Source organism: Geodermatophilus sp. SYSU D00698 (assembly GCF_054050335.1).
The window spans coordinates 105,347-121,607 of the sequence record NZ_JBJGZD010000014.1 but is presented as its reverse complement, the minus strand read 5'-3'; the positions used below and the strand labels follow the sequence as shown (position 1 = coordinate 121,607).

The window sequence follows — 16,261 nt, the reverse complement described above, 5'->3', positions numbered from 1 at the left end:
GGCCCTTCGCCTAGGACCCCGGGACCCAGCGAGCCCCTCCCGGCCGGGAGGGGCTCGCTGCGTCCCGGGAGGCGTCTAGTGCCGGGCGGCCCAGCGGACGATCGCCAGGACCAGGGCCACGGCGGTGGCGACGGCCATCGTGGGGAAGCCGCGGATGAGCACCGTCGCGAGCGTCGGCAGGCTGAACGTCGCCGACGGCGCCAGGCCGATGTTGACCAGCGCGACCGCGACGAACACCAGCGGCGGCGCGACGACGACCGAGAGCAGGTCGCGGCGGCGCACCAGCAGCGTGCCGACGGCGGCGGCCGCGACCAGCGTGACGAGGGTCAGCGTGCCCAGGCCCGTGCCGAGGAACGAGTCGACGGCGCCCCCGGCGAGGGTGATGACGAAGACGCCGAGGACGACGAGCAGGCCGCGCATCCGGCTCCCCTGGGTCGGCTCCTCGGCGGCCCGCCCGGCCGCGCGCGCGGCGGCACGGGTGCCGTGGGCGCGGGGCGGCGTCGCGGGCTCGGGACGCTCGGCGAGCGGGTGGACGCCCGGGTGGGGGGTGCGCTGCTGAGCCGGACGCGCGGCCGGAGGGCGGGCCACGGGCCGGGCCTCGACGGGCGGGCGCGCCGGGACGGCGCCGCGGCCGGCGCCACGGTCGCCGGGGCGGCCGCGCGGCGGGGGCGGCGGCACCGGCGGGAGGCCCATGCGCAGCGAGCGGTCCGGGCCGGTGGCGTCGGGACGCCCCGCGCGCGGGCCGGCGTAGGGGCGCTGCGCACCCACCCCGCTGTCCCGCCAGGTGTCGGCAGTGCTCGCCGAGGCCATGGCGTACCTCCCGGTCCGGACGTCCTGGCCCCTCCGGGCCGCTGTCGGTCCTCACGGTAGCGACGGGGAGCCGCCGGCAGGGGGAGTTGCCGGGCTCGACGCGCGACAGGTCGGCCTGTCGATTTGGCAACTCTGGGTGAGCCGCGGGGTGGGTGTGACGGGCGTGTCGCCCGGGCCGGGCGGGACGACCCGCGGGGAGGACGCTCAGCGCCCCTCGGGCAGCCGCCAGCGCAGCGGGGGAGCAGCGTCGTCGTCGGCGTCGTCGGGGAGGGGCAGGTCCTCCGCGGCCGGCCGCAGCTGCCGGACCACCGCCTCGACCTCCGCCGGGACGGGCACCGGCGTCTCGCCGACGCCGAGGTCGTCGAAGCGGCGCGCGGCGGCGAGCACGGAGCGCTCGTAGGAGCCGACCGTCTCGTTGTAGCGGGTCAGGGTCGAGCCGAGCGCCGAGCCGAGGCGGGTGAGGTGGCCGGAGAGCGTGGTGAGCCGGGCGTGCAGCCGGCGGCCGGTCTCGATGACCTGGTCGGCGTCGCGGGCCAGGCGCTCCTGCCGCCAGGAGTGCGCCACCGTGCGCAGCAGCGCGAGCAGCGTGCTCGGGGTGGCGATGACGACGTCGCGGCCGAAGCCGTACTCGAGCAGGCCGGGCTCGGCCTCCAGGGCGGTGGTGAGGAACCCGTCGGAGGGGACGAACAGCACGGTGAACGGCGCGGCCGGGCGGAACGCGGTGGGGTAGCGGCGCTGGGCGAGGGCGTCGACGTGCGCGCGCAGCTGCCGGGCGTGCGCGGCGACCCGCTGCACCCGCACGGTCTCCTCGGTCGCCTGGGTGGCCTCGATGTAGCCGGTGAAGGGGACCTTCGCGTCGACGACGACCTGCCGGCCGTCGGCGAGGGTGACCACGAGGTCGGGCCGGACGCCGGCGCCCTCGTCGTTGGTCGACGACGGCTGCTCGACGAAGTCGCAGTGCTCGAGCAGGCCGGCCACCTCGACCACCCGGCGCAGCTGGATCTCGCCCCAGCGGCCACGGACGTGCGGCGTGCGCAGCGCGGTGACCAGCGCCGCGGTCTCCTGGCGCAGCATCGCACTGGTCTGCCCGACGGTGCCCATCTGCTCGCGCAGCTCGCCGTGCGCGGTGGCCCGGGCCTGTTCCATGCCGGCGAGCAGCCGGTGCAGGTGGTCCAGCGACTCGTGCAGCGGGTCCAGCCCGGCCTCGGCGGGGCGGCGGCGGGCCAGCAGCGCGACCACCCCGAGGGTCACGGCTGCCCCCAGCAGCACCCCGAGGAGCAGACCGAGCAGGAGGGAGGCAGCGTCCACGGACAGCAGGGTGCAACACCCGGCCGACAACTCCCGGGAGGCGGCCCCGTCCCACCCCCCGTGGCCCCCGGCAGGGTCCCGCCGCGAGCCTGCGGGGGCAGGGGGGTCCTCACTTCAGGCGTCGACGGGGACCGGGGCGTGTGCCGCCTCGTGGTCGAGCAGCCAGCGCTTGACCGGCGTGCCCCAGCGGAAGCCGCCCAGCCCGCCGTCGGAGCCGAGCACCCGGTGGCACGGGACGAACAGCGCGGCGGCGTTGCGGGCGCACGCGTTGGCCGCGGCCCGCACCGCCGAGGGACGGCCGCAGCGGGCGGCGAACTCGGCGTAGGTGTCCGGCTGCCCCGGCGGCACGGTCCGCAGCACCTCCCAGGCGTCCTCGAGGAACGGCCCGGAGCGCTGCCGGACGGGGACGGTGTCGATCGCGCCCACGTCGCCGGCGGCGTGCGCCTCCACGACGTCGAGGACCGGCAGGTGCTCCACCCGCTCGACCCAGGTGGGCCGCAGCGCGCGGTGCACGACGGGCAGCAGCTCGGCGACGTCGCCGGTCCAGCCGGCGGCCAGGACGACGTCGCCGCCGTCGGGCCCGGGTGTGACGACGACGGTGAAGGGACCGGGTGGGGTGGCCACGGTCGCGTAGCGGGCGGACGGGGTCATGACGCACTCCGATCGGCGGGGGAGCGGGTGAACAGTGTGGGCGCCGCGAGCGCCCAGAGGTGCACCGCGGCGTACGAGCGCCACGGCCGCCAGCGCCCGGCGGCCTCGGCGTCGGAGCTGCCGAGGGCGGCGAGGGCGCGGCGCAGCGCGAGGTCACCGGGCAGCCACACGTCGGGGTCGCCGAGGCCGCGCATCACCACCAGCGCCGCCGTCCACGGCCCGATGCCGGGCAGCGCCAGCAGGTCGCGGGCGGCCGCCTCGCGGTCGCAGCCGGGGTCGAGGACCACCCGCCCGTCGGCGAGCGCGGCGGCCAGGCCGCCCAGCGTGCGGCGGCGGGCCCCGGTCAGGCCGACGGCGGACAGGTCGGCGTCGGCCAGGGCCTCCGGCCGCGGGAAGGCGTGCGTGAGGGTGCCGACCGGCTCGGCCAGCGGCGTCCCGGCCAGCGTCAGCACCCGCGCGGTGAGCGTGCGGGCGCCGGCGACCGACACCTGCTGGCCGAGCACCGCCCGCGCCGCCGCCTCCGGGGCGTCGGGGGAGGCGGGCACCCGGCGGCCGGGCGCGACGGCGACCAGCGGGGCCAGCGCCGGATCGGCGCCGAGGACCTCGTCGACGGCGGCGGGGTCGGCGTCGAGGTCCAGCAGCCGCCGGCAGCGGGGGACGGCGGCGCGCAGGTCCCGCAGGTCGGTGAGCAGCAGCCGGGCGGTCACCGCGGCGCCGCCGTCGGCGGCGGGGGACAGCCGGACGACGCCGGGACCGGCGGGCAGGTCGAGGACGCGGGAGAACGTCGTCCCGTCCCACTCCTCCAGGCCCGGGACCGCGTGCGCGCCGAGGAAGTGCAGCACCTCGGCGGCGTCGAACGGGGCGCGGGCGGCCAGCCGCAGGGTCAGCCAGCCCGGTGTCCCGCCGACCGTGCCCGGACGGCGGCCGCGCAGCTCGGTCGGGGTGCAGGCGAAGACCTCGCGGACGGTGTCGTTGAACTGCCGGATGCTGGCGAACCCGGCGGCGAAGGCGACGTCGGCCATCGGCAGGTCGGTGGTCTCGACCAGCACCCGGGCGGTCTGCGCGCGCTGCGCGCGGGCCACCGCCAGCGGGCCGACGCCGAGCTCGCCGACCAGCAGGCGGTGCACCTGCCGCTCGGAGTAGCCGAGCCGGGCGGCCAGCCCGGGCACGCCGGTGCGCTCGACCTCGCCGTCGGCGATCAGCCGCATGGCGCGGGCGACGACGTCGGCGCGCACGTCCCACTCGGGCGAGCCGGGGACGGCGTCGGGCCGGCAGCGGCGGCAGGCGCGGTAGCCCGCGGCCTGGGCGCCGGCGGCGGTGCCGAAGAAGGAGACGTTGGCGGCCGCCGGCGTGCGCGCCGGGCACGAGGGGCGGCAGTAGATGCCGGTGGTGCGCACCGCGGTGAAGAACCAGCCGTCGAACCGGGCGTCGCGGCTGGCGACCGCGCGGTAGCAGCGTTCGGCGTCGAGGGGGGAGAGCACGATCCCGAGCATGGCACCGCTCGGAGCCGGGGACCGGCGGTTTCCGGACGCGGCCGTGGACCCTCCGGGGACCTCCGCGGCCCGCCGTCCGTTGGCCGGTGTGTGCAGACGCCGGAGGCCGCCCCGCCCCGGCAGCAGCAGGTGGCGGCCCTCGTCGTCGGCGTCCTGGTGCTGCTGGCGGCGTTCCTCGTGGTGCGCCAGGTGACGACGCCGCCGCCGCGGTCGGCGGACTGCGCGGCCGCCGGGCCCGGGGTGCGGGTCGACCCGGCCGCCGTGCCGGGCGGGCCGGTCGCCGGGTACGGCGGGGAGCAGCTGGCCAACGCCGCGGCGATCGTGAACGCGGCCGCGGTGCTGGGCCTGGACACCTGCGCGCAGGTCATCGGGGTCATGACGGCGATGGGGGAGTCCTCGCTGCTGGTGCTGGACCGCGGCGACGCCGCCGGGCCCGACTCCCGGGGGCTGTTCCAGCAGCGCGACAACGGCGCCTGGGGCTCCTACGAGGACCGGATGGACCCCACCACCAGCGCCACCAACTTCTTCCTGGCGCTGCAGCAGGTCCCGGGCTGGCAGGCGCTGCCGCCGACGATCGCCGCACACCGCACCCAGCGCAACGCCGACCCGTACCACTACGAGCGCTGGTGGGACGACGCCGTCGAGGTGGTCGGCGCCCTGGCCGGGCGGCCGGTGCTCGGCACCGGGACCTGACCGGGGGACCCCGGCCGTCCACCGACCGGTGGACGCAGGACCCACCGCGAGGCCGTCCCGGCTGCCGGTGCGCGGCGACAGGCTCGGGTCGTGACAGCGACCTCCCCCGCCCCGGCCGGCACGGCCGCGGCGCACGACGACGACACGGCGGTCCGCGTGCGCGGACTGGTCAAGCGGTACGGCGACCGGACGGTGGTCGACGACCTCGACCTCGAGGTCCGGCGCGGTGAGGTGTTCGCCCTGCTCGGACCCAACGGCGCGGGCAAGACGACGACCGTCGAGATCCTGGAGGGCGTGCGGCGCCGCGACGGCGGCGACGTCGCCGTCCTGGGGCAGGACCCGGCCCGCGCCGGCCGGGCCTGGCGCGACCGGACCGGCGTCGTCGGCCAGAGCACCGGCGGCGGCAACGCGCTCACCGTGCGGGAGACCCTCGAGCACTTCGCCCGCTACCACGCGACGCCGGTGCCGACCGGGGAGCTGCTGGACGACGTCGGGCTGACCGGGTCCGCCCGGACCCGGGTGGACCGGCTCTCCGGCGGCCAGCGGCGCCGGCTGGAGGTGGCGCTCGGCGTGCAGGGGCGCCCGGAGCTGCTGTTCCTCGACGAGCCCACCACCGGGATGGACCCGGTGGCCCGGCGCTCGTTCTGGACGCTGGTCGAGGGTCTGCGGGACCGCGGCACCACCGTCCTGCTCACCACCCACTACCTCGACGAGGCCGCGCACCTGGCCACCCGGGTCGGCGTCATCACCGCCGGCCGGCTGGTCGACGTCGCCCGGCCCGACGAGCTCGGCGCCGAGCTGCGGCGGGTGGCCACCGTCCGCTGGCTGGAGGGCGGGAAGCTCCGCGAGGTCACCACACCGGAGCCGGCCGCCCTGCTGCGCGACCTGGTCGCGGCCTCGCCGACCGGCGAGGTCCCCGGCCTGACCGTCACCCGTCCCGGCCTGGAGGACGTCTACCTCCGGATGGTCGCCACCCCGGAGGAGCAGGACCGATGACCGCCGTCCGCACCACCCGTGCCACCCGTCCCGCCCCGCCCTCGGCCGGCGCCATCGGGCTGGCCCGCATCGGCCTGGAGCTGCGGCTGTTCGCCCGCGACCCCGGGCAGGTGGTCTTCTCCTTCGCCTACCCGGTGATCATGCTGGTGATCTTCGGGTCGGTGTTCGGCGACGAGGTCGTCGTGCCGGGGGTCGGCTTCCGGCAGTACTTCCTCGCCGGGATCGCCGCGACCGGCGTCATGCTGACCAGCTTCCAGGCCGTGGGCACCGCGGTCACCGAGGAACGCGACCGCGGCGACCTCGCCCGGCTGCAGACGCTCGGGACGCCCGCGCTGGCCTACGCGATCGGCAAGGCCGGCCAGGTCGTGATCACGACCGTCGTCCAGCTGGCCCTGCTGCTGGTGGTGGCCGCCTACGCCTACGACGTCCCGCTGCCCACCGAGGCCTCGCGGTGGCTGACCTTCGCCTGGGTCGTCGTCCTGGGCATCCTGGCCGGCACCGTCCTCGGCCTCGCGGTGGCCTCGTTCATCGGCAGCTCGCGGTCGGCCGGCGCCGGGATCCCCGCCTTCGCCGTCGTCCTGCAGTTCATCTCCGGCGTCTTCTTCATCGGCTCGGACCTGCCGGCCTGGATGGACCAGGTCGCGGCGCTGTTCCCGCTCAAGTGGATGGTGCAGGGCATGCGGTCGGTGTTCCTGCCCGACTCCGCCGCCGTCGCCGAGCAGGCCGGCAGCTGGGAGCACGGGACCACTGCCCTGGTGCTGGCCGCGTGGGTGATCATCGGTGCCGTGGTGTGCGCCCGGACCTTCCGCTGGCGCCGGGCCGCGTGAGCCTGACCCGCCGCCTGGCCGCCGCCGTCGTCCCCCCGCGGGACGACGGCGGCGAGCCGCTGCCCGAGCGCGGCTGGCGGGCCACCGTCACCGGCGTGCACGTGATCTCCACCGTCGTGTGGGGCCTCGCCGTGGTGTCCGCGACCGCCGGGGACGCCGTCGACGACGACCGGCGCGCGGCGGCGCTGGCGGTGCTGGGTGGGCTGGCCGTCGCGTACGCCGTCCTCGGCGTCCCCGCGATCGGCCGGGGAGCGCGGCGGCGGGCGGTGGCCTACCTGCTCGTGCTGGTCACCGCGTTCGCCCTGCTCGGCTGGGTGGCACCGGGGCTGCTGTTCCTGCTCTTCCTCGCCTACCCCCAGGTCTGGTTCGCCGTCCAGGGCACCCTCACCGGCGTCACCTGGACCCTGCTGCTCGGGCTGGCCAGCGCGGCCGGCCCGGTGCTGGGCGCGGCCTCGGACCGCAGCGCCGCCGACGTGCTGCTCGAGACCGGCATCGGCATCGGCTTCAGCCTGGCGCTGGGCGTCTGGATCAGCCGGGTGCTGCACGAGAGCGCCGAGCGCGCGTCGCTGATCGCGCAGCTGGAGGCGACCCGGTCGGAGCTCGCGGCCGCCGAGCGCGAGCGCGGGGTGCTGGCCGAGCGGGAGCGGCTGGCGCAGGAGGTGCACGACACCCTGGCGCAGGGCTACACGTCGATCGTGGTGCTGTCCCAGACCGCGGCGGCGCTCGTCTCCTCCGACCCCGGCGCCGCCCGCGAGCGGCTGGCGGTGATCGAGGAGGTCGCCCGCGACAACCTGGCCGAGGCGCGGGCGGTGGTCGCGGCGTTCCGGCCGGTGGCGCTGGACGGCTCGACGCTGGTGGAGGCGCTGGAGCACCTCGCGGGCCGGTTCGCCCGCGAGACCGGGCTGCCGGTGCGCGTGGACACGCAGGCGCTGGACGGGGGGACCGGGCTGCGCACCGACGAGGAGGTCGTGCTGCTGCGCGGGGCGCAGGAGGCGCTGACCAACGTCCGGCGGCACGCGGACGCCACCGCTGTGGTGCTGCGGCTGGCGCGGGTCGGCGGGCAGGTGTCGGTGAACGTCGAGGACGACGGCGTGGGCTTCGACCCGTCGTCGGTAGCGGTGTCCGGGCTCGACGGCCTGCGCGGGAGGGTGGCGCAGGTCGGGGGCGAGGTCGACGTCGCCTCGGCGCCGGGCTCGGGCACCCGGGTGACCGTGCGGGTGCCCGGCCCGTGATCCGCGTGCTCGTGGTCGACGACCACCCGGTGGTGCGCGGCGGGCTGGTGGGCTGGCTGGCCGGGCAGCCCGACCTCGACGTCGTCGGGGAGGCCGGCGACGGGCAGGAGGCCCTGGCGCAGGTCGCCGCGACGCGGCCCGACGTCGTCCTCATGGACCTGCGGATGCCGCGGATGGACGGCGTCACCGCGATCGAGCGGCTGGCCGTCACGCACCCCGGCGTCCGGGTGCTGGTGCTGACCACCTACGACACCGACGCCGACATCGTGCGCGCCGTCGCCGCCGGGGCGACCGGTTACCTGCTCAAGGACGCGCCGCTGCCGCAACTGGCCGACGCCGTCCGGGCGGCCGCCCGCGGGGAGACCGTGCTCGCGCCGCCGGTGGCCGCCCGGCTGGTCTCCCGCATGCGGGCGCCCGCGGCGGAGGAGCCGACGCCGCGGGAGCTCGAGGTGCTCGCCGGGGTGGCGCGCGGGCTGACCAACGCCGAGATCGGCCGCGAGCTGTACATCGGCGAGGCCACGGTGAAGACCCACCTGCTGCGGGTGTTCGCCAAGCTCGGCGTCGACGACCGCACCCGCGCGGTGATGGTCGCCGTCGAGCGCGGCCTGCTCCCCGGCCCCGGCTCCGGCTGAACGCGGGTCACCCGGCGGCCTCGAGGAGGGCCTCGCCGGCGTCGCTGCGCCAGTAGAGGACCTCGCGTCCCGACCGGCGGCGCTCGAGCAGGCCGGCGTCGAGCAGCACCCGCAGGTGCCCGCCGACGCTGCCCAGCGGCAGGCCGGTCCCGGCGACCAGCGCGCTGGTGCTGCGCGGCGCGTCGAGCGCGGTGAGGACGCGGGCGCGGTTGCGGCCGAGCAGGCGGACCAGCGGCTCGGGCAGCGGGGCGGGGCCCGACGCCAGGGTGCCGGTGACCGGGTAGACGACGGCGTAGGTGTCCGGCAGCCGCCAGCTCACCCAGCTGCCGCGGCTGTGCGCGGCGATGAACAGCAGGTCGCGGCCGCGGACGTCGCGCGGCGGGTAGGGGTGCGCGTTGACCTGCAGCCGGCCGTGCCGGAGCCAGCGGACCCCGGGCGCGATGCCGTCGAGCGCACCCGACCAGCCCTCGCGGCTCAGCCGGGCGGTCCGCGCGACGACGTCGGCGCGCAGCACCCGGAGCCGCCGCGGCCACTCGTCGCGGATCGTGTGCTCCCACGTCCAGCGCAGCAGGTCCGCGGCGGTGCGGGCGAGGCCGGTGCCGTGCAGCGCGGGTGGCACCGGTCCGGTGGCCACCTCGAGGTCGGCGCGGACGGCGTCGTCGTCGAGCGACTCGAGGGGGGCCAGCTCCTCGTCGAGCGCGAGGTCGGGCGCGGCGGGCGGCACGGTGAGGAAGTCGGCGGTCCAGGTGGCGCCGAACGCGGCGCGGAGCAGGGCGGCGCCGACCGGGTCGGCGTCGAGGCGGTCGCGCAGCCCGGCGGCGTGGGTGTCGCGCCAGGGGCGGTGCCACGGCGGGACCTGCTCGGAGAGCAGCAGCCGCAGCCCGGCGAGGGTCTCGGTGAGCTGCGAGGTGCCGAAGCGGGCGCGCGCCATGACGTCGGCGTCGACGATGAACTCACCCACCTTTCGACCGTAGGCGAAAGTGTGGGACGGGGGCGTCCCGCGTCGCACGGTCCTGACGTGCTCACCTACCGGGCGCTGTTCGCCCTCCCGGAGTTCCGGGCGCTGTGGACCGGCACCGCGCTGACGACGACGGCCGCGACGACGTCGTCGCTGGCCCTGGCCACGCTGGTGCACCGGCAGACCGGCTCGGCGCTGCTCACGGCGGTGGCGGTGTCCGGCCCGTCGGTGGCGCAGGCCCTCGGCGCGACGACGCTCATGTCGGCGGCGGACGCCGGCCCGCCGCGGCGCACGCTGGTCCTCGTCGGGGCGCTGTCCACCGTGGCGCTGGGTCTGCAGGCGCTGCCCGGCCTGGACCCCGCGGTGCGGTTGCTGCTCGTCGTCGCCACGGCGTACGTGGTCTCGGTGGGGTCGGGGGCGCGCTGGGGGCTGCTGTCGGAGCTCGTGCCCGCCGAGGCGTTCCCGCTGGCCCGGTCGACGGTGAACGTCGCGGGCGGCGCCTTCCAGGTGGTCGGCTTCGCGGCCGGCGGCCTGCTGCTCACCGCCCTGACGACGACGCAGGTGTTCGTGGTGGCCGCGGTCGTGTCCGCCGCCGCCGTGCCGGTGCTCCGGTTCGGGCTGGCCGAGCGGCCGCCGCGCCGGCGCGGGCGGATCGGTCTGGCGGAGACGCTGCGCGGCAACCGCCTGCTGCTGGCACGGCGGGACACGCGCACGCTGCTCGTGGCGCTGTGCGTCCCGAACGGGCTGGTCGTCGGCTGCGAGGCGCTGTTCGTGCCGTACGCGGGGGAGCGGGGCGGCTGGCTGCTGGCGGCCGGCGCCGTCGGCATGATGACCGGCGACCTGGTGGTCGGGCGCTTCCTGAGCCCGGCCGGCCGGCGGCGGTCGAACGCCGCGCTGCGGCTGCTGCTGGCCGCGCCGTTCCTCGCCTTCGCGCTCGGGCCGTCCGTGCCGGTCGCCGTCGTGCTGGTGGCGCTCGCCTCGGCCGGCTACGCCGCATCGCTCGCGCAGCAGGAGTGGCTGGTCGCCCTCACGCCGCCCGGCCTGCGGGGCCAGGTGCTCGGCGTCGAGTCCGCGACGCGGATGACCGGGCAGGGGGTGTTCGCGGTGCTGGCCGGGGTGCTGGGCGACGCCGTCCCGCCGGGGGCCGCGATGGCGGTGTTCGCGGCGGCGTCGCTGGCCGTGTCCCTCGCACTGACACCCGGGCTCCGGCGGGTGGCCGGCCGGGCGGCCGACTGTCAATGGCGGGCGCGGATCTGTTGACAGGCGTCTGACCTGGGAAGTCAGGGTGCAGGCGGTCGTCGAGCCCATTAGACTTCGATCATGTGTTCGGGTGGGCCGGGGAGCGGTGACGTCCTCGACGCGGTCGCCGCGCTGGTCGCCGAGCGCAACCGGATCGACGCCCGGCCGGCCCGTACGGTGCGCGCCGCGGAGCTGTGCCAGGCGCCGGAGCGGGACGGGCTGGCGTCGATGGCCTCGTGGCTGCGCGGGCACTGCCGGCTGTCGACGACGGAGGCGTCGCGCCTGGTGCGCACCGGGCGGGCGCTGGAGCACCTGCCGGCGCTGGCCGAGGCCCACGAGGCGGGGCTGGTGTCCGCCGAGCAGGTCGCCGTCGCGGCGCGGGCGGTGACACCGGAGCGGCTGGCCTCCGCTGGCGAGCAGGGCGTGGACCTGACCGTGGTCGACGCGGTGTTCACCGGGGTGGCGGTCGAGCAGCCGCACCCCGACCTCGTCCAGGTGGTGCAGCACTACTGCAACGACCTCGACCCGGACGGGCCGGAGCCCGACCCCACCGAGGGCCGGTCGCTGATGCTGTCCCGGCACGCCGACGGGTCGCTGTCCTTCCGCGGGCACCTGGACGCGGTCGGCGGGGAGAGGCTGCAGACCGCGCTGGAGGCGCACGTGCAGGCCGACCGGCCCGCCGGAGACGGGCGCACCCGCGCCCAGCGCCTCGGCGACGCCCTCGTCCAGGTCGCCGACAACGCCCTCGCGTCCGGGACGCTGCCGCAGCTGCGCGGCCACAGGCCGCAGATCGCCGTCGTCATCGACGTGGCTGACCTGGTCGATCCGGGCGGCGGGCCGAACGCCGGGCGGATGGGCTTCGGCGCCACCGTCTCCGCCGCCCGCGCCCGCTGGCTGGCCTGCGACGGGGCGGTGTCCCGGGTGGGCTTCGGTCCTGACGGCGCCCCGCTGGATCTGGGCCGGGAGCAGCGGCTGATGAGCCGCCACATCCGCCGCGCGGCCGAGTTGCGCGACGGCGGGTGCGTGTTCACCGGCTGCGGTGCACCGACGTGGTGGTGCGACGTGCACCACCTGGTCCACTGGATCGACGGCGGCGACACCTCGCTGGAGAACTCGGCGCTGCTCTGCGAGCGCCACCACACCGAGGTCCACCACGGCTTCCGGGTGGAACGACAACCGGACGGCCGATGGCGCACCTACCGGCCTGACGGCACCGAGATCACCACCACGGCACCCCTGCTCGCTCCCGCCGCCTGACCGCCTCCCAGGGGATCGACGGCGGTGCCTGCGGCGACGTCACGGGAGGTGATGTGGGTCACAGGTGGCTACGCTCGCGCAGCACCCGGACCGCACCCGGAGGTGCCCCATGGACGCCGGTGTCGACACGCTGCAGAAGGCCCTGCAGATCAACCTCGACCTGCGCTGGTACGGCACGATCGCCGAGATCGGGGCCGGGCAGGAGGTCGCCCGGTGGTTCTTCCGCGCCGGCGGCGCGGCGGGCACGGTGGCCAAGTCGATGTCGGCCTACGACATGGCGGTCAGCGACGCCGTCTACGGCAAGGCCGACCGCTACGTCTCCAAGGGCCGGCTGCAGGCGATGCTCGACCGCGAGTTCCAGCTCAACGTCGACCGGCTCGGCGACCAGCGCGGCGACGACACGTCGTTCTTCGCCTTCGCCGACACCGTCGTCGCGCGCAGCTACCGCGGCGGCAACGAGTGCCACGGCTGGATGGGCGTGAAGTTCCAGGCCCACCCGCGCGACGAACCCAGCCAGGTCGTCGTCCACGTGCGGATGCTCGACGACGAGGCGCCGCAGCAGCAGGAAGCCCTCGGCATCGTCGGCGTGAACCTGCTGCACGCTGCCTTCTTCCAGCACCACGAGCCCGACCGCCTGGTGGAGAGCCTGCTCGACCGGCTGACCACCGGCCGGATCGAGATCGACCTGCTGGAGATGAGCGGCATCGAGTTCCGGATGGTCGACAACCGGGTCATGGCGCTCAAGCTCGTGCAGGTCGGGCTCTCCGGCGCGGCCATGTTCGGGCCCGACCGGAAGGTGCTGCAGCCCAGCGAGGCGCTGCGCAAGAAGGCGATCCTGGTCGAGCGCGGCAGCTTCCGCCCGCCGACGGTGGTCAACCTCGACATGCTCGAGGCGGCCCGCACCGCCTTCGAGCGGGACCCGGCGGTCGCCGAGCGCGAGGTGCTCGTCCTCGCCGAGCTCACCATGGCCAACCTGCGCGCCGGCGGGGACGTCGTCGACCGGCGGGACTTCCTCGCCCGGGCCGACCTGCTCGCCGCCTGCGGCCTGCCGGTGCTGATCTCGGACTACCTGGCCCACCACCGGCTCGCCGCCTACCTGGCGTGGCGCACCGACGGCCGGATCGGCATGGTCATGGGGCTGCCCAGCCTCCTCGAGCTGTTCGACGAGGACCGGCACGCCGGGCTGCCCGGCGGCATCCTCGAGAGCTTCGGACGGCTGTTCAAGAACGACCTGCGGCTGTTCGTCTACCCGATGCTGCGCGACGGCCAGGTGGTCACCGTCGACACCCTCGAGGTGGCCGAGCAGCTGCGGCCGCTGTTCGACTACCTGAACCGGCGCGGCAGCTTCGTCGGGCTCGACCACAAGCCCGACCACCTGCCGATCCTCAGCCGGGACGTGCTCCGGCGGATCCCGACCGAGGACACCGGCTGGGAGGCGATGGTGCCGCCCGAGGTGGCCGCGCTGATCAAGAAGCGCGGCTTCTTCGGCTACGACCGGTCGCGCTGAGGCCTCCTCAGGCGCTGCGCTCCTCGAGCACGGGCGCCGCGGCCGTGGCGAGGGCCCGGTCGAGGAGCGCGAGCAGCCGGCGGCTGACCTCGGGACGGCGCTCCAGCTGCACCATGTGCCCGGCGCCCGGGTAGACGGCGAGCTCGGCGGTGGGCAGCGCCGCGGCGAGCGTCCGGCTGTGCTCGACGGGGCACAGCCGGTCGGCGTCGCCGACGACGACCAGCGTCGGGACCTCCGCCAGCGCCTCGAGCGCCGTGGCGCGGTCGTGGTCGGAGAAGGTGGGCAGGAAGGCGGCCACCGTCTCGGCCGAGCAGGCGCGGTGCACCTCCATCGCCGCCTGCAGGTCCGCCGGGTCGGCCGCGCCGCTGAAGATCAGCCACATGTCGGCCCTGCCGACCGCGCGCGGCTTGCCGGCCTGCTCGGCCCGGACCGCCCGCTCGTTGAGCACCGGCAGCGCCCGCTTGACGACCTTCGCCACCGGCCCGGGCAGCCCCCAGGTGACCGCGTCCAGCCCGCCGGAGCTGGTGCCCACGAACGCGACGCCGGCGACGCGGTTGCCGAACAGCTCGGGCCGCTGCTCGGCCAGCGCCATGAGCGTCATGCCGCCCATCGAGTGGCCGCCGAGCACGACCGGCCCGTCCGGGGCGACCGCGTCGAGCACCTCGGCCAGGTCGCGGCCGAGCTGCTCGATGGTGGCGCGCTCCCGCGGCGTCGGGCCGGAGGCGCCGTGGCCGCGGTGGTCGTAGGTGACCACCCGCAGGTCCGGGCGGGCCTCCAGCAGGTCGCGGACCTGGCCGGCCCACAGCCGCGAGGACTGCACGTAGCCGTGCGCGAGGACCACGGTCGCCGTCGGCCGCTCGGGGCCGAACTCCTCGACGTGCAGGTCGACGCCGTCCTCGGTGGTCACGGTCCGGACGCGGCCGCGCAGCGGGGGTGCCGGCTCGGGGGCAGGGGCCTGGGCGACGGCGGGACGGGCGGCGCGGCGGCGGGCGACGACGGCCCCGGCGGCGAGGACGGCGAGACCGGCGGCGGCGGTGGAGGTGCGCATGGGGGTCGGGGGCTCCAGGGTCGGGCGGCGGCGAGGTCGGGCGGGGACGAGGTCAGGCGGGGACGGGGACGCGGGGGGCCGCGCGCAGCTCGTACGCGTCGGCGTCGAACCGCTGCATCTCCCGCATGAACGTGTACGTGTGCGTCGGCCACAGGGTGAAGTTGCGGCCCTGCTCGTCGCGGTACCAGGAGCGGCAGCCGCCGGCGTTCCACACGGTGTCGGTGAGCTCGGCCTGCATCCGGGCGTCGTAGGCGTCCTGCGCCGAGCGGCGGACCTCCAGCGCGCCGGCGCCGGTCTCCCGCATCCGCTCCAGCGCCGCGACGACGTAGCCGATCTGCGCCTCGATCATCAGGACGACGGAGGTGTGGCCGAGCGCGGTGTTCGGCCCGAGCAGCAGGAACAGGTTGGGGAAGCCGGCGACGGTGGTGCCGCGGTGTGCGCGGGCGCCGTCGCGGTCCCACTCCTCGCGCAGGGTCCGACCCCCGCGGCCGACCAGCCGGTGCCCGAGCGGGATGTCCATGGCGCGGAAGCCGGTGCCGTACACGACGACGTCGACCTCGTGCTCGGTGCCGTCGGCGTCGACCACCGCGTGCGGGCGGACCTCCGCCACCGGCGAGGCGACCACCTCGACGTTCGGCTGCGTGAGCGACCGCAGGTAGTCGTCGCTGACGATCACCCGCTTGCAGCCGATGGCGTAGTCGGGCGTCAGCTTGGCGCGCAGCTCGGGGTCGGGCACCTGCTGCTCGAGGAACGCGAGCGCCTGCCTGGTGACGAAGCCGCGCAGCCGGCCGCTGCCGGTCCACATGCCGAGGCGGGCCTCCCGCGCCAGGTACTGCCCGCCCCGGGCCAGCCGGAGCAGCGCCGGGACGCGTGCCCACAGCCGGTGCTCGCGCTCGGTGTAGGGGCGGTCCTGCCGCGGCACCACCCACGGCGGCGTCCGCTGGAACACGACCACCTCGGCCGCCGTCTTCTGCAGCTCCGGCACGAACTGCGCGGCCGAGGCGCCGGTGCCGACGACGGCGACCCGCTTGCCCGCCAGGTCGACCGAGTGGTCCCAGCGGGCGGAGTGGAACGCCGGGCCCTGGAACGTCCCGGTGCCCGGGACGTCGGGCAGGTGCGGCTCGACCAGACCGCCGGCACCGCTCACCAGGACGTCGGCGGTGAGGCGGCCGCGCGAGGTCTCCAGGTGCCAGACCAGCGCGTCGTCGTCCCACCGGCCGGAGACGACGTCCGTGTCGCAGTGCAGGTGCGGCAGCACGCCGTGCCGGGCGGCGACGTCCTCCAGGTAGGCGCGGATCTCCGGCTGCCGCGAGTAGACGTGCGACCAGTCCCGCTTGGGCGCGAACGAGAACGAGTAGAGGTGGCTGGGGACGTCGCAGGCGGCGCCCGGGTACTCGTTGTCGCGCCAGGTGCCGCCCAGGCTGTCGGCGCGCTCGAGGACGACGAAGTCGTCGATGCCGGCGCGTTGCAGGGCGACGGCGGTGCCGATGCCGGAGAAGCCGCTGCCCACGATCGCCACGCGGGTGTGCGCGGGCAGCGGGCCGGTGGCGGTGGCGTGGCGTGACGTCGTCGTCAGGGTCACGGGACCTCCTGGTCTCGGTGGTGTGACG

The 16,261-nt window shown here is 76.7% G+C and carries 15 protein-coding genes; 8 read left to right on the top strand and 7 right to left on the bottom strand.

What is annotated here, in order from left to right; genetic code table 11:
• Positions 1 to 75: 75 nt before the first annotated feature.
• The 4 genes from ACI8AB_RS14470 to ACI8AB_RS14455 all read right to left on the bottom strand — a co-directional run bounded on the left by ACI8AB_RS14470 (position 76) and on the right by ACI8AB_RS14455 (position 4,250).
• Entirely contained in the window at positions 76 to 810 is a 735-nt protein-coding gene (locus ACI8AB_RS14470; protein WP_456950668.1) for a DUF6542 domain-containing protein, read from the bottom strand.
• A gap of 204 nt (positions 811 to 1,014) precedes the next feature.
• Positions 1,015 to 2,118, bottom strand: a complete 1,104-nt coding sequence (locus ACI8AB_RS14465; RefSeq protein WP_456950667.1) for a DNA recombination protein RmuC — start codon at positions 2,116 to 2,118, stop codon at positions 1,015 to 1,017.
• A 114-nt stretch (positions 2,119 to 2,232) separates the two neighbouring features.
• Positions 2,233 to 2,769 carry a methylated-DNA--[protein]-cysteine S-methyltransferase gene (locus ACI8AB_RS14460; RefSeq protein WP_456902242.1) on the bottom strand — a complete coding sequence of 179 codons (537 nt, stop codon included), beginning with the start codon at positions 2,767 to 2,769 and terminating at the stop codon, positions 2,233 to 2,235.
• Entirely contained in the window at positions 2,766 to 4,250 is a 1,485-nt protein-coding gene (locus ACI8AB_RS14455) for an AlkA N-terminal domain-containing protein (protein WP_387986544.1), read from the bottom strand. Before ACI8AB_RS14455 ends, ACI8AB_RS14460 begins: the two co-directional genes overlap by 4 nt.
• 102 nt (positions 4,251 to 4,352) lie before the next feature.
• On the opposite strand from ACI8AB_RS14455, the gene ACI8AB_RS14450 reads away from it, so the two are divergent.
• From ACI8AB_RS14450 to ACI8AB_RS14430, 5 genes are all read left to right on the top strand, one after another.
• On the top strand, positions 4,353 to 4,955 hold the full coding sequence (locus ACI8AB_RS14450; RefSeq protein ID WP_456950666.1) for a hypothetical protein: 603 nt from the start codon (positions 4,353 to 4,355) through the stop codon (positions 4,953 to 4,955).
• A gap of 90 nt (positions 4,956 to 5,045) precedes the next feature.
• Positions 5,046 to 5,951, top strand: a complete 906-nt coding sequence (locus ACI8AB_RS14445) for an ABC transporter ATP-binding protein (protein WP_456950665.1) — start codon at positions 5,046 to 5,048, stop codon at positions 5,949 to 5,951.
• Positions 5,948 to 6,778: an ABC transporter permease gene (locus ACI8AB_RS14440; protein WP_456950664.1), complete on the top strand. Its 831-nt coding sequence runs from the start codon at positions 5,948 to 5,950 to the stop codon at positions 6,776 to 6,778. Before ACI8AB_RS14445 ends, ACI8AB_RS14440 begins: the two co-directional genes overlap by 4 nt.
• Positions 6,775 to 8,010, top strand: a complete 1,236-nt coding sequence (locus ACI8AB_RS14435; protein ID WP_456950663.1) for a sensor histidine kinase — start codon at positions 6,775 to 6,777, stop codon at positions 8,008 to 8,010. Before ACI8AB_RS14440 ends, ACI8AB_RS14435 begins: the two co-directional genes overlap by 4 nt.
• Positions 8,007 to 8,642 (top strand): response regulator, encoded by a 636-nt coding sequence (locus ACI8AB_RS14430; RefSeq protein ID WP_456950662.1) that lies wholly within the window; start codon positions 8,007 to 8,009, stop codon positions 8,640 to 8,642. The genes ACI8AB_RS14435 and ACI8AB_RS14430 overlap by 4 nt, the downstream gene beginning before the upstream one ends.
• A 7-nt stretch (positions 8,643 to 8,649) precedes the next feature.
• Here ACI8AB_RS14430 and ACI8AB_RS14425 read toward each other — a convergent pair whose 3' ends face one another.
• Positions 8,650 to 9,603: a helix-turn-helix domain-containing protein gene (locus ACI8AB_RS14425; protein WP_456950661.1), complete on the bottom strand. Its 954-nt coding sequence runs from the start codon at positions 9,601 to 9,603 to the stop codon at positions 8,650 to 8,652.
• A gap of 57 nt (positions 9,604 to 9,660) precedes the next feature.
• Between ACI8AB_RS14425 and ACI8AB_RS14420 the strand changes: the two genes are divergently transcribed.
• The 3 genes from ACI8AB_RS14420 (at position 9,661) to ACI8AB_RS14410 (ending at position 13,603) form a co-directional block, all read left to right on the top strand.
• Positions 9,661 to 10,860: an MFS transporter gene (locus ACI8AB_RS14420; protein WP_456950660.1), complete on the top strand. Its 1,200-nt coding sequence runs from the start codon at positions 9,661 to 9,663 to the stop codon at positions 10,858 to 10,860.
• A 60-nt stretch (positions 10,861 to 10,920) separates the two neighbouring features.
• Positions 10,921 to 12,096: a DUF222 domain-containing protein gene (locus tag ACI8AB_RS14415; RefSeq protein ID WP_456950659.1), complete on the top strand. Its 1,176-nt coding sequence runs from the start codon at positions 10,921 to 10,923 to the stop codon at positions 12,094 to 12,096.
• Positions 12,097 to 12,205: 109 nt separating this feature from the next.
• Positions 12,206 to 13,603, top strand: a complete 1,398-nt coding sequence (locus ACI8AB_RS14410; protein ID WP_387986522.1) for a TonB-dependent receptor — start codon at positions 12,206 to 12,208, stop codon at positions 13,601 to 13,603.
• 7 nt (positions 13,604 to 13,610) lie between these two features.
• Here the strand turns inward: ACI8AB_RS14410 and ACI8AB_RS14405 are convergent, their stop codons facing one another.
• Positions 13,611 to 14,651, bottom strand: coding sequence for an alpha/beta fold hydrolase (locus ACI8AB_RS14405; protein ID WP_456950658.1), 1,041 nt, complete (start codon positions 14,649 to 14,651; stop codon positions 13,611 to 13,613).
• 52 nt (positions 14,652 to 14,703) lie between these two features.
• Positions 14,704 to 16,233 carry a flavin-containing monooxygenase gene (locus tag ACI8AB_RS14400; RefSeq protein WP_456950657.1) on the bottom strand — a complete coding sequence of 510 codons (1,530 nt, stop codon included), beginning with the start codon at positions 16,231 to 16,233 and terminating at the stop codon, positions 14,704 to 14,706.
• Between the last annotated feature and the right edge of the window lie 28 nt (positions 16,234 to 16,261).

Coding starts and splice junctions, on each gene's coding strand:
- ACI8AB_RS14460 (WP_456902242.1), bottom strand. CDS start 2,769: ATGACCCCGTCCGCCCGCTACGCGACCGTGGCCACCCCACCCGGTCCC.
- ACI8AB_RS14415 (WP_456950659.1), top strand. CDS start 10,921: ATGTGTTCGGGTGGGCCGGGGAGCGGTGACGTCCTCGACGCGGTCGCC.
- ACI8AB_RS14470 (WP_456950668.1), bottom strand. CDS start 810: ATGGCCTCGGCGAGCACTGCCGACACCTGGCGGGACAGCGGGGTGGGT.
- ACI8AB_RS14405 (WP_456950658.1), bottom strand. CDS start 14,651: ATGCGCACCTCCACCGCCGCCGCCGGTCTCGCCGTCCTCGCCGCCGGG.
- ACI8AB_RS14410 (WP_387986522.1), top strand. CDS start 12,206: ATGGACGCCGGTGTCGACACGCTGCAGAAGGCCCTGCAGATCAACCTC.
- ACI8AB_RS14440 (WP_456950664.1), top strand. CDS start 5,948: ATGACCGCCGTCCGCACCACCCGTGCCACCCGTCCCGCCCCGCCCTCG.